We start from the raw sequence: 17,086 nt of genomic DNA, 5'->3' as shown, positions 1-17,086 counted from the left end.
GCGGCGGTCGGGACGGCCGTCGACCGCGGTGCGATCCGGAGGATCGCGGTGTCACAGCACGGGGCGGCGCAGGCCGTGGCCGGTGGCCTGCTCGAAGGCGTGGCCGACCTCCAGCACCCGCCGGTCGGCCCGGGGTGCGGCGATGACCTGCAGACCCACCGGCAGGCCGTCGGGGGTGAACCCGCCGGGGACGCTCAGCGCCGGGCAGCCGGTGGCGCTGATCAGGGTGCAGGAGCGCATCCAGCCCAGGTAGTCGTCGAACTCCACGCCGGCGACGGACGTCGGGTACTCCTGCTCGACGGGGAAAGGCAGCACCTGGGTCACCGGCGCCAGCAGGACGTCGTAGCGGGTGAAGAACTCGACCACCCGCTCGTACAGCTTGGTGTGCGCCACCTCGGCGCGGCCGACGTCGGCACCGGTGAGGGCCGCACCGACCGAGGCGTTCCACTTGATGGTGTCCTTGACCAGGTCGGGGGAGCGGCGGACGGCGTCGCCGAACGAGGCCTCGAACAGCCAGGCCCGCAGGACGCCGAACGCCTCGTCGGCACCGGTCAGGTCGGGGCAGTCCTCGTCGACCGTGGCCCCCAGGTCGCGGAAGACCTGCAGCTGGGCCATCAGCACCTCGGTGATCGCCGGGTCCACCGGGACCCGGCCGCCCAGGTCCGGCGTCCAGGCGATCCGCAGCCCGGTCAGCTCGGTGGGCAGCGGGTCGGCGAAGGCGGCGGCCGGGTCGGTCAGCGAGATCGGCACCCGCGGGTCGGCGCCGGCCAGCACGGACAGCCCCAGCGCGACGTCGGAGACGGTGCGGGCCATCGGTCCCTGCACCGAGAGCTGCGACCAGCCGATCGCGGTCGGGTGCGAGGGCACCCGGCCCGGCGTCGGCCGCAGCCCGACGACGTTGTTGAACGCGGCCGGGTTGCGCAGTGAGCCGCCCATGTCGCTGCCCTCGGCCAGCGGCACGAACCCTGCGGCCAGCGCCGCGGCCGCCCCGCCCGAGGAGCCGCCGGCGGACAGCCCGTGCCGGTAGGGGTTGTGCGTGGCGCCGAAGAGGGTGTTGAAGGTGTGCGAGCCGGCGGCGAACTCGGGCACGTTGGTCTTGCCGACCCGGATCGCCCCGGCGGCCTTGAGCCGGGCGACGACGAGCTCGTCGCGGGCCGGCACGGTGTCCCGGTGCAGCGGCGAGCCCCACGTCGTCCGCATCCCGCCGGTCTGGTGGGTGTCCTTGTGCGCCACCGGGATGCCGTGCAGCGGGCCGACCGCCTCGCCGGCCGCCAGCCGGGCGTCGGCGTCGTCGGCCGCGGCGCGCGCGGCGTCGTCGTCGCGGGTCACGATCGCGTTGACCTGGCCGTCGTACCGGTCGATGCGGGCTAGGTGCGCCTCGAGCACCTCGCGGGCGCTCACCTCGCGGGTGCGGATCAGCGCGGCCAGCTCGGTGGCGGGGCGGGTGCACAGCTCGTCGGTCACCGGGCGACCGTAGCGCGGAAAGTATCTCAGTGGTGAGAGATCTCGGGACGTCGGCACACTGACCCGGTGACCGTCCGACCCGCCACCGACGCCGACGCCGCGGCGATCAGCGCCGTCTACGACCACCACGTGCTGCACACGCTGGCCACGTTCGACCTGGTCCCGCCGACCCTCGAGCACCGGCGGGCCTGGCTGGCCGACCATGCGGGCGGTCGGCACCGCGTGCTGGTCGCCGAGCGCGCCGGCGCCGTGGTCGGGTTCGCCAGCAGCGGCCGGTTCCGGCCCCGGCCGGCCTACGACGCGACCGTGGAGACCAGCGTCTACCTGGCCCCGGACGCCGTGGGCCAGGGTCTCGGCCGCGCGCTGTACGCGGCCCTGTTCGAGGTCCTGGCGGGGGAGGACGTGCACCGGGCGATCGCGGTCATCGCCCAGCCCAACCCGGCGTCGGAGGCCCTGCACCGGGCGTTCGGCTTCCGCCACGTCGGCACGTTCGGCGAGGTCGGCCACAAGTTCGGCCGGTACGTCGACGTCGCCTGGTTCCAGAAGGACGTCTGACCCCACTCGTCGCCCGGCGTGACCCAGGTCGCCCGGATCGGTCGTGTGCAACAGATCGCATGCGGGTAGGTGGGGTGGGCGCTGCTGGGTCCGCAGGGATCCCGGCGCTCCCCCCGTACCGAGAACCGAGGAGATCCACGTGCCCACCACCGTGACCGCCCGGTCCACCGCCTCCGCCGGCGGCTCCTTCGAGCGCACCACCATCGAGCGCCGCGACGTCCGCCCGAACGACGTCCGGATCGAGATCGCCTACGCCGGCATCTGCCACTCCGACATCCACACCGCGCGCGACGAGTGGGGTGCCGCCAACTACCCGCTGGTGCCCGGGCACGAGATCGCCGGGGTCGTGGCCGAGGTCGGCTCCGACGTCACCAAGTACTCCGTCGGCGACCGGGTCGGCGTCGGCTGCTTCATCGACTCCTGCCGCGAGTGCGAGAACTGCCTGGCCGGCGAGGAGCAGTACTGCCTGAAGGGCGAGACCGGCACCTACGGCGGCATGCAGGACGGCAAGCCCACCGACGGCGGCTACTCCGAGCAGATCGTCGTCGACGAGAACTACGTCCTGGGCATCCCCGAGGGCATCTCGCTGGAGCAGGCCGCCCCGCTGCTGTGCGCCGGCATCACGCTGTACTCCCCGCTCAAGCACTGGGGTGCCGGCCCGGGCAAGAAGGTCGCCATCGTCGGCCTCGGCGGGCTCGGCCACATGGGCGTCAAGATCGCCGCGGCGCTGGGCGCCGAGGTCACCGTGCTGTCCCAGTCGCTGAAGAAGCAGGAGGACGGCCTGCGCTTCGGCGCGGAGCACTACTACGCGACCAGCGACGAGAGCACCTTCGAGACGCTCAAGGGTGAGTTCGACCTGATCGTCAACACCGTCTCGGCGACCCTGGACCTGGACGCCTACCTGGGCCTGCTCCGGGTCAACGGCACCCTGGTAGAGGTCGGCGCCCCCGAGCAGCCGATGACCGAGGCCGCGTTCTCGCTCATCACCAACCGCCGCTCGCTGGCCGGCTCGAAGATCGGCGGCATCCGCGAGACCCAGGAGATGCTCGACTTCTGCGCCGAGCACCACCTGGGCGCCGAGGTCGAGGTCATCGGCGGCGACCAGATCGACGAGGCCTACGAGCGCGTCGTGCACTCCGACGTCCGCTACCGCTTCGTGATCGACACCGCGCGTCTGTGAGCTGAGCGCAGGTCCTCGACGCCCCCCGGCACAGCACCGCCGGGGGGCGTCCTGCGTTCAGGAGACGGTGAACTCGCCCAGGTCGTCCCAGTGCTCGCCGGGGATCTGCATGTTGCGGACCTTCGGGGTGCGGACCAGGTACTGCGGCAGCTCTGCCTGGGCGGTCCTGAAGTGGTCGCTGGTCACGTGCGCCTCGGCGGCGTCGTCGGCGAAGCCCTCGATGAGGATGTACTCGGTCGGGTCCTCGACGTTGCGCGACCAGTCGAAGAAGAGGTTGCCGGGCTCGGCGCGGGTGCCCTCGGTGAACGCGCGGGTGAGCTCGGGCCACTGGTCGGCGTGCTCGGGCTTCACCGGGAATCGGACGCAGATGAAGATCATGCGTCCAGTCTGCGGCGCCCGGCGCCGTCCCGCTCAGGCCGGGACGACGAGGGTCAGCGCCGCGCTGCCCCGAGCCCGTTCCACGTGGAACCCACCCCGGCGGAGCAGGGCCACCAGGCCGACCACGTCGGCCGGCTCGGCGCGGGTGGTGGCCAGCAGCCGGGCCAGCCGACCCTTGTGCGCCTTGTTGAAGTGGCTGACCACCGCGCGCGAGCCGTCGGCCCGCTCGCTGAGCACGTCGACGGTCACCGCACCCGGGACCGGTGCCAGATCGGCATAGCTGCCCGAGCGCAGGTCGACGACCAGCCCGTCGGCCGCGGCCGCGAGCACCGGGCCCAGCACCGGCCGCCACAGCGCCCGGAGCCGGGGGAGACCCGGCAGGTGGGAGATCGCCGACAGGCGGTAGGCGGGGATCGGCTCGCCGCCGTGGACCAGGCCGAACAGCGCCGACCCGACGGCCAGCCGCCGGTCGGCCTTGACCCGCTGCGCCCGGGTCAGCGACCGGACGTCCAGCGCGTCGTAGAGCACGCCGGTGTACCGGTCCAGGGCGGGCAGCGTCGGCGCCGTCCGGACGGCGGCGTTGCGGGCGATCTCGGCGTCCTGCGCGGCGCTGACCCCGAGCGCCTTCCGGGAGGCCGGCACGTCGCCGGCCAGGGCCTCGATGCCGCCCAGCAACTGCTCCCGCACCGGGTCCAGCTCCGGGTGGCTCAGCGCGGCGAGGTCCAGCGGGGCGCCGTCCCCGCCGGGGTGCTTGGTCTCCGAGGGGGGCAGCAGCACGAGCACGAGGAGCGAGCCTAGGTCCAGTACAGGAAGCGGGCGCCGGGCAGGCGGCGCTCGACCGCGTCGGTGAACCAGCCGCGCAGCTCGGTCATCACGTCCTTGGGGTAGACGTGCTTCACCGCGCCGAACTTGCCGCGCTTGGTGGTGCGCAGCTCCTCGTCCATCTCCAGCTTGGTGCGCGGGTACCAGTCGGTGAGCGTCGCCTTGGAGTTCGGGGTGAACCGGTGGGTGATGCACTCGACGGTCAGGTCGGCGTGGTGGGGGAGGACGGCGGCGACGGAGTCCAGGAGCTCGCCGTACTCGGTGCGCCAGTCCTCGACCGGCATGATCGGGGCGATGGTCAGCCCCACCGGGTAGCCGGCCTCGGCCACCCGGCCCAGCGCGGCGACCCGGGCCGGCACCGGGGAGGTCGCGCCCTCGAAGCGGCGGGCCACCGAGGCGGCGTTGACCGAGAACCGCAGCCGGGTGCGACCGCGGTGGGGGAGCTCGAGCAGGGACTCGACGTCGTCGAACTTGGTGGTGGCCCGCAGCTGCACCGGACCGGGCCAGTCGTGGGTGCCGAAGTGCGTGATCGCCGTGGCCAGGCCGCCGGTGAGGTGCTCGATGGCCAGCGGGTCGGTGTAGCAGGACGCCTCGAACGTCGTCCCCTCGTGGCCGCGCTCGGCCGTGCCCGAGGTGACCTCGCCGCGGCCGACGTAGCCGTCGAGGGAGGCCAGCACGTCGGGCAGGTCGGCGAACACCCGGGTGATCGGGGGGCCGGTGAGCGAGCCGGCCAGGTAGCAGTACTGGCAGTGCGCGGGGCAGCCCTCGGCCAGGTCGAAGCGCCAGTCCGCGGACGGCGGGATCGGCTGCAGCCGGCGCTTGGACGGCGCGCCCACGACCACGGCGAGGGTGTCCTTGGCGGCCATGAAGGCGGCGCGGTCGCCGTCCCCGCGCAGGTTGGGCAGCCGGTCGCCGGCGAGCACCTGGACGTCGGGCACGCCGGCCGCCTGCACCCGCTCCAGCACCTGGCGGCCGTGGGGGAGGGCGGCGGCGGAACGGGTCACCAGGACGCGGGACGGCGTCCACAGGCGGGTGGGCGCGGGAGCAGTGGTCATCACCTCCTCCAACACCGGACGGCGGGGGCTCGCTTCCCCCGGCCGAGGGTGTCTGCCTTGACGTCGGCGCCCGGGGGCAGGACCGTCGACCCATGACGGTGCCGGCGGTGACGCGGATGGGTTCGTGGGTGCTGGACCGGCGCGGTCAGGGCCGTGGCGTGCGGATCACCCGGCACCCCGAGCTGCACGCGATCAACCTGAGCATCTGGCGCGAGAGCGTCTGCGTGGGCACCGTGCACCTGAGCCCGGTGGACGCCGCCGAGGTCGTGCAGGCCATCACCGGCCAGCTGGCCGAGCTGGCCCGTCCGGCGCCGGTGCCGCCGGTGCGTGCCGCGGGCCGGGTCGACGAGCTCGAGGCCCGGATCGCGCAGCTGGAGCAGCAGGCCCGGGCACCCCGGCCGGCCGGCTGGCGCCGGGCCGTGGAGAAGCTGGTCGCGGTCAGCTCGGTGCACCCCTTCGGCAAGCCCGCCCCGCCGACCCCGACCGGGCCGATCGGCGTCGTCAGGTAGCCGGCCGGGGCGCCGCCCCGGCCAGCAGCAGCTCCACCACGTCGGCCACGTGGTCCTCGGCCAGCAGCTCCCCGCGCCACAGCAGCGGGTAGTAGGCCGCACCGGCCACCAGGTCGAGCACGGTGTCGGCGTCCAGGTCGGCCCGGACCTCGCCGCGCTGGCGGGCGTCCTCGACCCACCGGTGGCCCTCGGCCCGCACGTCGGCGAGCGCGTCGCCGAAGGCCTCGCCGATCCGGGTGTCGCCGGCCGCGGCGGCCAGCAGCTCGGTGGAGGCCCGCCGGACGCCCGGTTCCGCGAGGCCCGCGGCGGTCCGGTGCAGCGTGGCCACCAGGAACTCCCGCAGCGAGCTCACCGGGGGCAGCGGCCGGGGCTCCGGCTCGGCGCGCAGCGCGGCCAGCAGGACGTCCTCGACCGTGGCGTACCGCCGGGTGAGCGCGGGCAGGCTGACCCCGGCCCGCCGCGCGATCCGCTCCCGGGTCAGCCCGGCCCGGCCCTCCTCGGCGAGCAGCGCGAAGCAGGCCCGGGCGACGGCGCGGTCGATCTCGGGGTCGCGGGGTCGGGCCATGCGGGTTACGTTAACTCCACGAACGCAACCGAGCGAGAGGGGACGACGTGCTGTCGACCACCACGTACACCGGGGAGATCCAGGGCCACACCGTCGAGGTGCGGTTCGACCAAAAGCTGGTCGTCGTCAACCGCGTCGACCTCGCTGTCGACGGCACGCAGGTCGACGCCGCGAAGGTCGTCTATGGCGAGCGCGAGCTGACCACCACGCTGGACGACGGCACGGTCGTCGCCGTCGTCGTGCACTCCGGCATGAACGGCGAGGCCACCCGGGTGCAGCTGCCCCAGGCCGACGGGTCGTTCACCGACCTGCAGGCGCGCTGACCTCCACCGGGCGCCGCTCGTACCGGAGGACCAGCCAGAGCCCGAACGCCAGGGTGAGCAGCAGCTGGCCGGCCTCCCACCAGACCGGGACGGCGCCCGGGGCCTCGGCCAGCACCAGCAGGTTGCTCAGCGCGTGCAGCCCGACGAGCGGCCAGATCGACACCACGTGCATCCGCAGCGCGGCCAGCGCGAAGCCCTGGATGGTCGCGTGCGGCACCTGGAAGGCCAGGTAGTCCAGCTCGCGGCCCAGCACGACGCCCGACAGCACGTGCCCGACGCCGAAGAGCACGCCCACGGCGACCGCCCGCCACAGCGGCCTGACCGCGCGCAGCAGCTCCTGCACGACGCCGCGGGACCACAGCTCCTCGCTGGTCGCCGCGACCAGCACCAGGACGACGGTGCTCATCGCCTCGACCGGGCCGAGCTCCCAGCCGAACACGATGCGCGCGGCGTAGACGACAGCCAGCGGCGCCAGCGGCCACCACGCGCGGGGCCGCACCTCGCGCAGCCACGGCATCCGCCACCAGCCCAGCCGGGCGACGACCGCCAGCGGCACCGCGCAGGCCAGCAGGTTGACCACCACGGCACCGAGGTCGGGGAACGCGGCGACGGCCATCGGGGACAGTCCCAGCGCAGCGACGACGACGACGGCCCGCCAGCCGACGGCGACCGCCACCGACCACAGCCACGGGTGCCGGACCGGGGCGGCGGTCACCGGTGCGGTCACGCGGTGAGCATGCCGGGCGTGCGCGCCGGGAGCGAGGCCCCCGCGGTCAGTCGGCGAGGTCGACGACCACCGGGGCGTGGTCGCTGGCGCCCTTGCCCTTGCGCTCCTGCCGGTCGATCTCCGCGCCGGTCACCCGAGCGGCGAGGGCGGGGGAGCACAGCGCGAAGTCGATCCGCATCCCCTCGCGCCGCGGGAAGCGCAGCTGGGTGTAGTCCCAGTACGTGTACTCACCCGGCGTGTGCGGACGGACGACGTCGGCGTAGCCGGCCTCGACGACCGCGGCGAAGGCGGCGCGCTCGGGCGGGCTGACGTGCGTGGAGTGGGCGAAGACCGCCATGTCCCACACGTCGCCGTCCTCCGGGGCGATGTTCCAGTCGCCGGTCAGCGCGATCTGCGCGTCGGCGTCCGCGGCCAGCCAGCCGGCGGCGTTCTCCCGCAGCGCCGCGAGCCAGTCGAGCTTGTAGGCCAGGTGCGGGTCGCCGAGCTGGCGGCCGTTGGGCACGTACAGCGACCACGTCCGGACGCCGCCGCAGGTCGCGCCGATCGCGCGTGCCTCGGGGGCGGGGTCCAGGCCCTCCTTGGCCGACCAGGACGGCATGCCGTCGAAGCCGATCTGCACGTCCTCGATGCCCACCCGGGACACGATCGCGACGCCGTTCCACTGGTTGAGCCCGACGTGGGCGACCTCGTAGCCGATCGCCTCGAACGGCATGTGCGGGAACTGGTCGTCCCGGCACTTGGTCTCCTGGATCGCCAGGACGTCGACCCCGCTGCGCTCGAGGAACGCGGTGACCCGGTCGACCCGGGTCCGGACGGAGTTCACGTTCCAGGTCGCCAGGCGCACCGCTCGACCCTAAGGCGGCGCCTCAGGCTTGGGCGAGGGGGGCGATCTGCTCGTCGGCGCGGGCCTGCAGGCGGTCGCGCATCCGCTGCCGGGACTCCACGAACTTCGTCGCCTGCGCATCCAGCCCGACCATGAACTGGGCGAGGTCCTCGCGGGCCTTCTCGCCCTCGGGGCCGAAGCCCTCGCGCTCGAAGACCTTCCAGTGCCGCAGGATCGGCGCGACGACATCGTCGTGGTGCAGCCGCAGGTCGTAGATGCCGGCCTTGGCGATGATCGTGGAGTTCTTCCGGAAACCGGCCATCGTGGCGCCGGGCATCTCGAAGCCGATCACCTCGTCGGCGATGGCCCGCATGGTCTCGTCCGGGGCGATCTCGAGCGCCGCGGCGACGATGTTCCGGTAGAAGACCATGTGCAGGTTCTCGTCCTTGGCGATCCGGGCGAGCATCTGGTCGGCGATCGGGTCGTTGGTCGCCTTGCCGGTGTTGCGGTGGCTGACCCGGGTGGCCAGCTCCTGGAAGGACACGTAGGTCACCGCCTCCAGCGGCGTCTTGTCCCCGGAGTCGTAGCCCGACGTCATGTAGTCCATCCGAGCCCGCTCGAGCTCCACCGGGTCGACGCCGCGGGTGACCACGAGGTAGTCGCGGATGGCGATGCCGTGCCGGTTCTCCTCGGCGGTCCAGCGGCCGACCCAGGTGCCCCAGGCGCCGTCCCGGCTGAACCGGGTGGCGATCTCCCGGTGGTAGCTGGGGAGGTTGTCCTCGGTGAGCAGGTTGGTGATCATCGCGGCCTTGGCGGTCGCGTCGAGACGGGACTGCTCGGGCGCCCAGTCCTCGCCGCCCAGGAAGGCGAAGTCGCGGCCCTCGGACCACGGCACGTAGTCGTGCGGGTGCCACTCCTGGGCCATCTTCTCGTGCCGGTTCAGGTTCTCCTCGACGACCGGTTCGAGTTCGGCCAGCAGGGCCGCCGTGGTCGGGTTCTGGGACACCGTGCACCTCCGAGATGGGCCGAGGAGTCCCACGCTACCCGCGCACCGGGTGTGGCACGCTCTTGCCCGATGCTCGCGACGAGACTCTCCGTGGACCTGGCCGGACCCGACGACGTCGCCCCCGCCCGGGCGCTGATGGTGCGCGTCCTCGGGGAGGACCTGGGCTACGGCTTCCGCCCGGAGTGGCACGCCGACCTGGCCGACCCGGCCACGGCGTACCTGCGGACGCCGGGGCAGGCGCTGTTCCTGGCCCGGGACGCCGAGGGCACGCTGCTGGGCACCACCGCGGTCAAGGCCGGCGGTCCCCGCAGCCCGCAGGTGCTGGTCGACCACTACGCCGGCCGGTCGGTCGCCCAGCTCGCCCGGGTGTGGGTGCTGGCCGAGCACCGCCGGCGCGGGGTGGCCCGGGCCCTGGTGGCCGCCGCGGCGCGCTGGGCCGCCGTCGAGGCCGGCTACCGGACCGTCTACCTGCACACCGACGCCGCCGTCCCCGGCGCGGAGGCCTTCTGGCGCTCGATGCCGGTCCGCGAGGTGCTCGACGAGCGGACGCCGGGTGCGCTGCTGCAGACGATCCACTTCGAGCTGGACGTCACAGCGCTGCCCGGGAACCACGACCAGCCCCACCACGACTGAGCCGGCATGCCCGACCTCGCGATCGACGACGTCTTCGCCCCGCTGACCCGGGTGGACGTCGACCCCGTGGGCTGGCTGGCCGACCGCCGCGAAGAGGGGCCGGTCACCCGGCTGGACCTGTTCGGCAACCCGGTCTGGCTGGTGACCCGGCACGCCGACGTCCGTGCGGTGCTCGCCGACACCAAGGCCTTCAGCAACGACTTCGCCCACCTGGCCGCCGCCGGCGGGGACGACGACGGCGACCTGGGGCTGGCCGACCCGGGCGGGCTGGGCTTCCGCGACCCGCCCGACCACACCCGGCTGCGCCGCATGCTGGCGCCGGCCTTCACCGCCCGCCGGCTGGCCACCCTGGCCCCCGCCGTGGAGCGGGTCGTGCACGAGCGGCTGGACGTCCTGGCCGCGGCCGGCCCGGGGGCCGACCTGGTCGCCGAGTTCGCCACCCCGGTGCCGGCGATGGTGATCGGTGAGCTGCTCGGGGTCTCCCGCGCCGACCAGGAGGCCTTCGCCGACATCGCCACCGGCCGGTTCGACCTGCTGGCGTCGATCCTGGCGCCGCTGGACTCCGCCGCCGATGGCCTGGCCCACCTGCAGGACCTGGTCGCCCGCGAGCGCGCGGCCCCCGGCCCGGGCCTGCTCGGCGATCTGGTGCGCGACCACGGGGACGCCGTCGACGACGTCGAGCTCGCCGGGCTGGTCGACGGCCTGCTGGTCGGCGGGCACGAGACCACCGCGAGCATGCTGGCGCTGGGCAGCCTGCTCCTGCTGCGGGACCCGGCGCGGGCGGCCCTGGTGCGCGACGAGCCGGCCGCGGTGGCCGGTGCGGTGGAGGAGCTGCTGCGCCACCTGACCGTCGTCCAGGTCGCCTTCCCGAGGTTCGCCCGGGCCGACGTCGAGCTCGCCGGCCAGCAGGTGGCCGCCGGCGACCTGGTGCTCTGCTCGCTGGCCGGCGCCGACCGGGATCCCCGGCTGGCCGCCGACCTCGACCGGCTGGACCTGCGCCGGACGCCGACCCAGCACGTGGCCTTCGGGCACGGCATCCACCACTGCCTCGGCGCCCCGCTGGCCCGCCTCGAGCTGCAGATCGCCTTCCCTGCGCTGCTGCAGCGCTTCCCCGGTCTGGCCGTCGACATCGCACCGGAGATGCTGACGTTCCGTCAGCGGTCGATCGTGTTCGGTCTGGACGCGCTGCCGGTGCGCTGGTGATCCTGCCGCGAAAGGGTTGTGTTCGCGGCTGACGGGGAAGTGCGGGCGGTTGCGGTGCGATCATGGGTCGATGTGCCGACCGGACTGCGAGCGGGCGAGAGCGTGCGGGTGAACGCCTGATGGGTCCGACCGACCCGAGCGACCCGATCGACAGCACCGCCCGCATCCCGCGCCGCGAGCTCGACGCCGGGCGCCCGCCGGCCCCCGGGACCCGACGAGGCCGTCGAGCCGAGGGCAAGACCGACCCCGAGCTCGCCGCGCGCGCCCGGGCCGCGGCCGGGCTGTCCCCGGTCGAGCCCGAGCGTCCTGCCCGGCCGGAGCCGACCCCCGACGAGGACGACGTCGCGACCGCCTGGGTCCGCCCGGTGGCCGCCGACGTGCCGCGCCGGTCGCCCGAGGCTGCCCGGGACCGGTCCGCCCCCCCGGCCGGGGGGCGCCGTCCGGCCCGCAGCTTCGGCCGGGCGGCCGGCCTCACCGTGCTCGGCGCCCTGGTCCCGGGGACCGGGTTGCTGGCCGCCGGGTGGCGCCGCACCGGTGCCGTCGTCCTGGCCGTGTTCGTGGTGCTGCTGGGCGGGCTGGCCTGGCTGGCGACGGCCGGCCGGCGCACCGCCGTCCGCGCCGCCGTCGACCCGGACCTGCTGCTCGGGGTCATGGTGGGCGTGGGTGTGCTGGCCGTCCTGTGGATCACCGTCGTCGTGCTCGGCTACCGGCTGCTCGTGCCGCGGCGGCTGCCTGGTCTGCAGCGGGCGGCCGGGGTGCTGCTCGTGGTGCTGCTGATGGTCGGGGTCGCTGTCCCCGCGGTGGCCGCGGTCCGGTTGGCCGGCGCCCAGCGGAACCTGGTCGACACGGTGTTCGCCGACTCCGAGAGCGCCACGGTCGTGGAGCCGGCCGACCCGGTGAACCCCTTCGGGGACAAGGAGCGGGTGAACATCCTGCTGCTGGGCGGGGACGGCGGCGACGGGCGCGAGGGCGTGCGCACCGACACCGTGATCGTGGCCAGCATCGAGACCGCCACCGGCGCGACCACGCTGTTCAGCCTGCCCCGCAACCTGGAGGACCTGCCGTTCCCGCAGGGCACCGAGCTGGCCGAGCTGTTCCCCGACGGGTTCGACGCCGGCGAGGAGAGCGAGAGCCTGCTCAACGCGGTCTACCGCAACGGCCCGGCGCTCTACCCCGATGCGCTCGGCGCGCCCAGCGACAACCCGGGTGCCGACTGGCTCAAGCTCGGCGTGGGCGAGGCCCTCGGCCTGCCGATCGACTACTACGTGCTGGTCAACCTGGACGGGTTCAGCCAGCTGGTCGACGCCCTCGGCGGCATCACGGTCAACGTCAACTACTACGTGCCGGTGGGCGGCGAGCCCAGCATCGGCACGCTGCCCGACGCCTACATCGCCCCCGGCCCGGACCAGGAGATGGACGGCGCCACCGCGCTGGCCTTCTCCCGCGGCCGGTTCGGCCTCACCGACTACCAGCGGATGGACCGGCAGCGCTGCGTGCTGGACTCCATCGTCGCCGCGGCCGACCCGGTCACCCTGCTGACCCGCTACCAGCAGCTGGCCGCGACCACGACGGACATCGTGAGCACCGACATCCCGCAGTCGGTGCTGGGGGACTTCGTCGACATCGCCTTCCTGGTCAAGGACGCCGGGATCCGCAGCGTGGTCTTCGACGACACGGTGATCAGCCCGGCCTACCCGGACTACGACCAGATCCGGCTGCTGGTGCAGCAGGCCCTGGGCACCGCGCCGCCGGTGACGGCCGCCCCGACGTCCGCGGCACCGGCCCCGGCGACGACCACCTCGGCCGCGCCGACCAGCGGCGCGGCACCCACGACGGGTGCGGTCGCCGACGTCGCGGACGCCTGCGCCTACGACCCCGCAGCCGCCCAGGCGGCCATCGACGCCGGCGAGCCGCCCACCCGAGGGTGAACGGGCGGCCGCCGGCCTGACCGGCGGCCGGTGGCTGTGCCATGGTCGCGCGGAAGCGCAGCCGGGACGGGATGCAGGGGGACACGATGACGCCGACCGACGACGACCCGGGCGCCGGGTTCCCGGTGCCCTTGGACCCCGCCGCCCTGCCCACTCGGCGGGAGCGCCGGCTGGCCTCCCGGGCAGCGGGCCGGGTCGATGCCCGGGGGCCGCGGACCGGTGAGTTCGAGCTGACCGATGCAGCCCGGGCCGCTCGGGACGCAGCAGGTCTCACCGCCGAGCTGAGCGCCACGGGTCGGTGGCGCTGGCTGCAGCGGGAGGACGAACGGGCCGCGCAGACCGACGAGCCGGTCCCCGGACCGACCCAGGGCCGGCACCGCGGCTGAGCTGCGGACCGGGCGGGTGGGGCCCGGGGGTCAGGCGGAGATCGGCTCGCCGGCGTTGATCGCGCGCACCATCTCGGCGACGGCGGGGTCGCCGATGACCTGGCCGTAGGAGATGACCGGTCGGTCGCCGGCGGTCTCGCGGACCCGGGCGGCGAGCTTGTCGTGGGTGAGGACGACGTCGGCGTCGGCCGGGATGGCGTCCAGCGGGCTGTGCTCGACCACGACCCCACCCAGGCTCTTGCGCAGCTGGACGCTCATCAGCACGCTGCTGGCCATGCCTGCGTCGCAGGCGATGACGAGCTTGCGGACGGCGGTTCCCTCGATGGTGGCCATGGGGGTGCAGAACTCCTCGCTGGGTGGATGAAGGTTCATTCTCCCCCGCATCGGCAGGTGTGACCGTCTTCTCAACGGTGATCGCCATCACCCACAGGACACGCGGCGGCTGGCAGAGTGCGGACATGACGACGACGTCGCTCCACGTGAAACCCGGGACCGAGTGGGCCGCGGTCCTCGGCCGTTCCTCCGGACGGGCCCCGGACGCGTTCGGCACCGACCGGCTGCACAACCTGGTGGACGGCACCTGGCGGCCGATCGGGGACCCGGAGACGCTGGTGTCCCCGGTGGACGGGTCCAAGCTCACCGGGCTGCCCAAGGTGTCCGCCGGGGAGGCCCAGCACGCCGTGCTGGCCTCGGCCGCCGCGCACCGGGACTGGGCCACGACCCCGGTGGCCGAGCGCAAGGCCCGGGTGACCGCAGCGGTCGACGCGCTGGCCGACGCCCGGGACGACCTGGCGCTGCTGCTGGCCTGGGAGATCGGCAAGCCGTGGAAGCTGGCCTGCGCCGATGTCGACCGGGCCCTGGACGGCGTCCGCTGGTACGTCGACGAGATCGACTCGATGCTCGGCGACCGGACCCCGCTGGACGGGCCGGTGTCCAACATCGCCAGCTGGAACTACCCGATGTCGGTGCTGGTGCACAGCGAGCTGGTGCAGCTGCTGGCCGGCAACGCCGTCATCGCCAAGACCCCGTCCCAGGGCGGGGCGACCTGCCTGACCCTCGCCCACGCCCTGATGGCGAGGGAGGGCCTGCCGGTGACGCTGCTGTCCGGCGGCGGGGCGGAGCTGTCCAGCGTGCTGGTGCGCTCGCCGGAGATCGGTGCGCTGGCGTTCGTGGGCGGCCGGTCCAACGGCGGCAAGGTCGCCGCGGGGCTGCTGGACACCGGCAAGCGGCACATGCTCGAGCAGGAGGGGCTCAACGCCTGGGGCATCTGGGAGTTCTCCGACTGGGACGGCCTGGCCGCGCACCTGAAGAAGGGCTTCGAGTACGGCAAGCAGCGCTGCACCGCCTACCCCCGCTACGTCGTGCAGCGGGAGTTGGTCGACCAGTTCCTGGCCACCTACCTGCCGGTGGTGCAGTCGCTGCGGTTCGGGCACCCGCTGGCCGTGGAGAACGACGGCGACGAGCTGCCCACCCTGGACTTCGGTCCGGTGATCAGCGCCGGCAAGGCCGCCGAGCTGCGCGACCGGGTGTCCGACGCCATGCACCGCGGCGCCGTCCCGCTGTGGCGCGGGGACCTGGCCGACGGCCGGTTCATCGCCGGCCAGGACACCTCGGCCTACGTCGCCCCCGCGGCGCTGCTGTCCCCGGGCGGGGCCTCGGCGCTGATGCACTCCGAGCCCTTCGGCCCGGTGGACACCATCGTGGTGGTGGACAGCGAGGCCGAGCTGCTGGCCCAGATGAACGCCTCCAACGGGGCGCTGGTCGCCTCGATCGCCTGCGACGACGAGGAACAAGGCGCACCGGCTGGCTCGGGAGGTGCAGGCCTTCAAGGTCGGCATCAACAAGCCCCGCTCCCGTGGCGACCGCGCCGAGCCCTTCGGTGGCCGGGGCGCCTCCTGGCTGGGCTGCTTCGTCGGCGGCGAGCTCCTGGTGCAGGCCGTCACCCAGGGCCCGGCGAACGAGCTGCTCTACGGCAACTTCCCGGAGCACTCCCGCTACCCCGCGGCGATCTAGCGCCCCCCGCGTGGATCGGCTCAGCTGATCGGACTCCGTCCTGGCTCACCGGCGCCGGTGAGCCAGGACGGACCCCGGTGAACCCAGCTGATCCACGCCCGGGGAGCGGTCAGCGGTCGGTGCGGTCGCGGACCTCGGCGTAGCGCTCGCGGACGGCGGGGGTGGGGTCGGCCTCGACGGTGCGCGTCTCCGCGCCGACCCAGCCGGGCAGCTCGCCGGTCAGCACCCACGCCGCCTGGCGGGCCGCGCCGTCGGCGACGGCCTCCCCGGGCGCGGGGACGGCGACCGGCCGGCCGAACACCGCCGGCGCGATCTCCTGCACCGCCCGCGACCGAGCCCCGCCGCCGACCAGCAGCACCCGGTCCACCGTCGCGCCCTGGGCGACCAGCGCGTCGATGCCGTCGGCCAGCCCGCACAGCAGGCCCTCGACCGCGGCCCGCGCCCAGTGCGCCGGGGTGGAGGTGCGCAGTGTCAGGCCGTGCACCGACCCGGTGGCGTGCGGCAGGTCCGGCGTCCGCTCGCCCTCCAGGTAGGGAACGAGGCCGAGGCCGTCGGCACCGGCCGGGGCGGACAGCGCGAGGTCGGCCAGCTCGTCGAGGGAGACCCGCAGCATCGCGGCCGCGGCGTCGAGCACCCGGGCGGCGTTGAGCGTGCAGACCAGCGGCAGGTGCGCGCCGGTCGCGTCGGCGAACCCGGCCACCGTGCCGGTCGGGTCGGCGGCCGGGACGGCGGACACCGCGGTCACCACGCCGGACGTGCCGATCGAGACGACGACGTCGCCGGGCCCGGCGCCCAGGCCCAGGGCGGCCGCGGCGTTGTCGCCGGCGCCGGGGCCGAGGGCCACCGAGCCGTGCTGGCCGACCCGCTCGTCGGGCCGGGCAACCCGCGGCACCCGGGGGCTGCGGCCGCGCAGGGCCAGCTCCACCAGGTCCTGCCGGTACTCCCCGGTGCGGGCCGACCAGTAGGCGGTGCCGCTGGCGTCGGACCGGTCCGTCACCAGCGAGTCCAGCCCGGCCGCGCCGGACAACCGCCAGGTCAGCCAGTCGTGCGGCAGGCACACCGCCGCCGTGCGGTCGGCGTTGGCGGGCTCGGCATCGGCCAGCCAGCGCAGCTTGGACCCGGTGAAGGAGGCCACCGGGACGACGCCCACGGCGTCCGCCCAGGCCTGGCCCCCGCCGAGCTCGGTCACCAGGTCGGCCGCGGCGTCGGCGGAGCGGGTGTCGTTCCACAGCAGCGCCGGGCGGACCACGTCGCCGGCGTCGTCCAGGCAGACCATGCCGTGCTGCTGGCCGCCCACCGACAGCGCGCTCACGTCGTGCAGCCCACCGGCCTCGGCGAGCGCGTCGGCCAGCGCCGCCTCCCAGGCCCGCGGGTCGACCTCCGTGCCCACGGGGTGCGCCGCGCGACCCTGCCGCACCAGCTCGCCCGTCCCGGCGTCCCGGACCACGACCTTGCAGGCCTGGGTCGAGCTGTCCACACCGGCGACGAGCGGCACGGGGACCTCCTGGGTTGACGG

General features: G+C 74.6%; 19 protein-coding genes. 9 read left to right on the top strand and 10 right to left on the bottom strand.

Annotation, left to right across the window (positions count from 1 at the left end; all coding sequences use genetic code 11):
* Positions 1-51 precede the first annotated feature (51 nt).
* Positions 52-1,464: an amidase gene (locus UXQ13_RS13885; protein ID WP_336392455.1), complete on the bottom strand. Its 1,413-nt coding sequence runs from the start codon at positions 1,462-1,464 to the stop codon at positions 52-54.
* Positions 1,465-1,530: 66 nt separating this feature from the next.
* On the opposite strand from UXQ13_RS13885, the gene UXQ13_RS13880 reads away from it, so the two are divergent.
* Both UXQ13_RS13880 and UXQ13_RS13875 read left to right on the top strand, forming a co-directional pair.
* Positions 1,531-2,019: a GNAT family N-acetyltransferase gene (locus tag UXQ13_RS13880; RefSeq protein WP_225233607.1), complete on the top strand. Its 489-nt coding sequence runs from the start codon at positions 1,531-1,533 to the stop codon at positions 2,017-2,019.
* Between the two features lie 139 nt (positions 2,020-2,158).
* Entirely contained in the window at positions 2,159-3,199 is a 1,041-nt protein-coding gene (locus UXQ13_RS13875) for an NAD(P)-dependent alcohol dehydrogenase (protein ID WP_318249979.1), read from the top strand.
* 57 nt (positions 3,200-3,256) lie between these two features.
* Here UXQ13_RS13875 and UXQ13_RS13870 read toward each other — a convergent pair whose 3' ends face one another.
* From UXQ13_RS13870 to UXQ13_RS13860, 3 genes are read right to left on the bottom strand one after another with little or no spacing between them, the layout of a single operon-like run.
* The gene (locus tag UXQ13_RS13870) at positions 3,257-3,577 is read right to left on the bottom strand and encodes a putative quinol monooxygenase (RefSeq protein ID WP_225233606.1); all 321 of its coding nucleotides are present in this window, start codon (positions 3,575-3,577) and stop codon (positions 3,257-3,259) included.
* A 33-nt stretch (positions 3,578-3,610) separates the two neighbouring features.
* Positions 3,611-4,360, bottom strand: coding sequence for a peroxide stress protein YaaA (gene yaaA / locus UXQ13_RS13865; protein ID WP_225233605.1), 750 nt, complete (start codon positions 4,358-4,360; stop codon positions 3,611-3,613).
* An 11-nt stretch (positions 4,361-4,371) separates the two neighbouring features.
* On the bottom strand, positions 4,372-5,454 hold the full coding sequence (locus UXQ13_RS13860) for an SPL family radical SAM protein (protein ID WP_336392454.1): 1,083 nt from the start codon (positions 5,452-5,454) through the stop codon (positions 4,372-4,374).
* Positions 5,455-5,546: 92 nt separating this feature from the next.
* Between UXQ13_RS13860 and UXQ13_RS13855 the strand changes: the two genes are divergently transcribed.
* Positions 5,547-5,963: a hypothetical protein gene (locus UXQ13_RS13855; protein ID WP_225233603.1), complete on the top strand. Its 417-nt coding sequence runs from the start codon at positions 5,547-5,549 to the stop codon at positions 5,961-5,963.
* On the opposite strand, the gene UXQ13_RS13850 is transcribed toward UXQ13_RS13855, so the two are convergent.
* Positions 5,956-6,528, bottom strand: coding sequence for a TetR-like C-terminal domain-containing protein (locus UXQ13_RS13850; RefSeq protein WP_225233602.1), 573 nt, complete (start codon positions 6,526-6,528; stop codon positions 5,956-5,958). The genes UXQ13_RS13855 and UXQ13_RS13850 overlap by 8 nt on opposite strands.
* A gap of 47 nt (positions 6,529-6,575) precedes the next feature.
* Between UXQ13_RS13850 and UXQ13_RS13845 the strand changes: the two genes are divergently transcribed.
* Positions 6,576-6,851, top strand: a complete 276-nt coding sequence (locus tag UXQ13_RS13845; protein ID WP_225233601.1) for a hypothetical protein — start codon at positions 6,576-6,578, stop codon at positions 6,849-6,851.
* Here UXQ13_RS13845 and UXQ13_RS13840 read toward each other — a convergent pair.
* Genes UXQ13_RS13840 through UXQ13_RS13830 form a run of 3 tightly spaced genes read right to left on the bottom strand, consistent with a single transcriptional unit; the run spans position 6,829 to position 9,407 of the window.
* Complete coding sequence (locus tag UXQ13_RS13840) at positions 6,829-7,578, bottom strand: CPBP family intramembrane glutamic endopeptidase (protein WP_225233600.1); 750 nt, start codon at positions 7,576-7,578, stop codon at positions 6,829-6,831. The two genes, UXQ13_RS13845 and UXQ13_RS13840, sit on opposite strands and share 23 nt — an antisense overlap.
* A 46-nt stretch (positions 7,579-7,624) precedes the next feature.
* A complete protein-coding gene (locus UXQ13_RS13835; protein WP_225233599.1) occupies positions 7,625-8,422 on the bottom strand; it encodes an exodeoxyribonuclease III in 798 nt (265 codons plus the stop codon).
* A 22-nt stretch (positions 8,423-8,444) separates the two neighbouring features.
* Entirely contained in the window at positions 8,445-9,407 is a 963-nt protein-coding gene (locus UXQ13_RS13830; protein ID WP_225233598.1) for an acyl-ACP desaturase, read from the bottom strand.
* Between the two features lie 69 nt (positions 9,408-9,476).
* On the opposite strand from UXQ13_RS13830, the gene UXQ13_RS13825 reads away from it, so the two are divergent.
* From UXQ13_RS13825 to UXQ13_RS13810, 4 genes are all read left to right on the top strand, one after another.
* Positions 9,477-10,040 (top strand): GNAT family N-acetyltransferase, encoded by a 564-nt coding sequence (locus UXQ13_RS13825; RefSeq protein ID WP_225233597.1) that lies wholly within the window; start codon positions 9,477-9,479, stop codon positions 10,038-10,040.
* A 6-nt stretch (positions 10,041-10,046) separates the two neighbouring features.
* The gene (locus tag UXQ13_RS13820; RefSeq protein WP_225233596.1) at positions 10,047-11,243 is read left to right on the top strand and encodes a cytochrome P450; all 1,197 of its coding nucleotides are present in this window, start codon (positions 10,047-10,049) and stop codon (positions 11,241-11,243) included.
* A gap of 119 nt (positions 11,244-11,362) precedes the next feature.
* On the top strand, positions 11,363-13,171 hold the full coding sequence (locus UXQ13_RS13815) for an LCP family protein (RefSeq protein WP_225233595.1): 1,809 nt from the start codon (positions 11,363-11,365) through the stop codon (positions 13,169-13,171).
* 41 nt (positions 13,172-13,212) lie between these two features.
* Positions 13,213-13,557 carry a hypothetical protein gene (locus UXQ13_RS13810; RefSeq protein ID WP_225233594.1) on the top strand — a complete coding sequence of 115 codons (345 nt, stop codon included), beginning with the start codon at positions 13,213-13,215 and terminating at the stop codon, positions 13,555-13,557.
* 30 nt (positions 13,558-13,587) lie between these two features.
* Here the strand turns inward: UXQ13_RS13810 and UXQ13_RS13805 are convergent, their stop codons facing one another.
* Positions 13,588-13,890, bottom strand: coding sequence for a hypothetical protein (locus UXQ13_RS13805; protein WP_225233593.1), 303 nt, complete (start codon positions 13,888-13,890; stop codon positions 13,588-13,590).
* Between the two features lie 125 nt (positions 13,891-14,015).
* On the opposite strand from UXQ13_RS13805, the gene UXQ13_RS13800 reads away from it, so the two are divergent.
* Positions 14,016-15,713, top strand: coding sequence for an aldehyde dehydrogenase family protein (locus UXQ13_RS13800; protein ID WP_336392453.1), 1,698 nt, complete (start codon positions 14,016-14,018; stop codon positions 15,711-15,713).
* Here the strand turns inward: UXQ13_RS13800 and xylB are convergent.
* Positions 15,680-17,065: a xylulokinase gene (gene xylB, locus UXQ13_RS13795; RefSeq protein WP_336392452.1), complete on the bottom strand. Its 1,386-nt coding sequence runs from the start codon at positions 17,063-17,065 to the stop codon at positions 15,680-15,682. The genes UXQ13_RS13800 and xylB overlap by 34 nt on opposite strands.
* Between the last annotated feature and the right edge of the window lie 21 nt (positions 17,066-17,086).

This window comes from Klenkia terrae (assembly GCF_037083865.1).
Classification (GTDB): Bacteria; Actinomycetota; Actinomycetes; order Mycobacteriales; family Geodermatophilaceae; genus Klenkia; species Klenkia terrae.
Note: the sequence above shows the minus strand (reverse complement) of the source record. Positions and strands in the feature narration are given on the sequence as shown.

Coding starts and splice junctions, on each gene's coding strand:
- UXQ13_RS13870 (WP_225233606.1), bottom strand. CDS start 3,577: ATGATCTTCATCTGCGTCCGATTCCCGGTGAAGCCCGAGCACGCCGAC.
- UXQ13_RS13860 (WP_336392454.1), bottom strand. CDS start 5,454: ATGACCACTGCTCCCGCGCCCACCCGCCTGTGGACGCCGTCCCGCGTC.
- UXQ13_RS13855 (WP_225233603.1), top strand. CDS start 5,547: ATGACGGTGCCGGCGGTGACGCGGATGGGTTCGTGGGTGCTGGACCGG.
- UXQ13_RS13850 (WP_225233602.1), bottom strand. CDS start 6,528: ATGGCCCGACCCCGCGACCCCGAGATCGACCGCGCCGTCGCCCGGGCC.
- UXQ13_RS13825 (WP_225233597.1), top strand. CDS start 9,477: ATGCTCGCGACGAGACTCTCCGTGGACCTGGCCGGACCCGACGACGTC.
- UXQ13_RS13820 (WP_225233596.1), top strand. CDS start 10,047: ATGCCCGACCTCGCGATCGACGACGTCTTCGCCCCGCTGACCCGGGTG.
- UXQ13_RS13815 (WP_225233595.1), top strand. CDS start 11,363: ATGGGTCCGACCGACCCGAGCGACCCGATCGACAGCACCGCCCGCATC.
- UXQ13_RS13810 (WP_225233594.1), top strand. CDS start 13,213: ATGGTCGCGCGGAAGCGCAGCCGGGACGGGATGCAGGGGGACACGATG.
- UXQ13_RS13805 (WP_225233593.1), bottom strand. CDS start 13,890: ATGGCCACCATCGAGGGAACCGCCGTCCGCAAGCTCGTCATCGCCTGC.
- UXQ13_RS13800 (WP_336392453.1), top strand. CDS start 14,016: ATGACGACGACGTCGCTCCACGTGAAACCCGGGACCGAGTGGGCCGCG.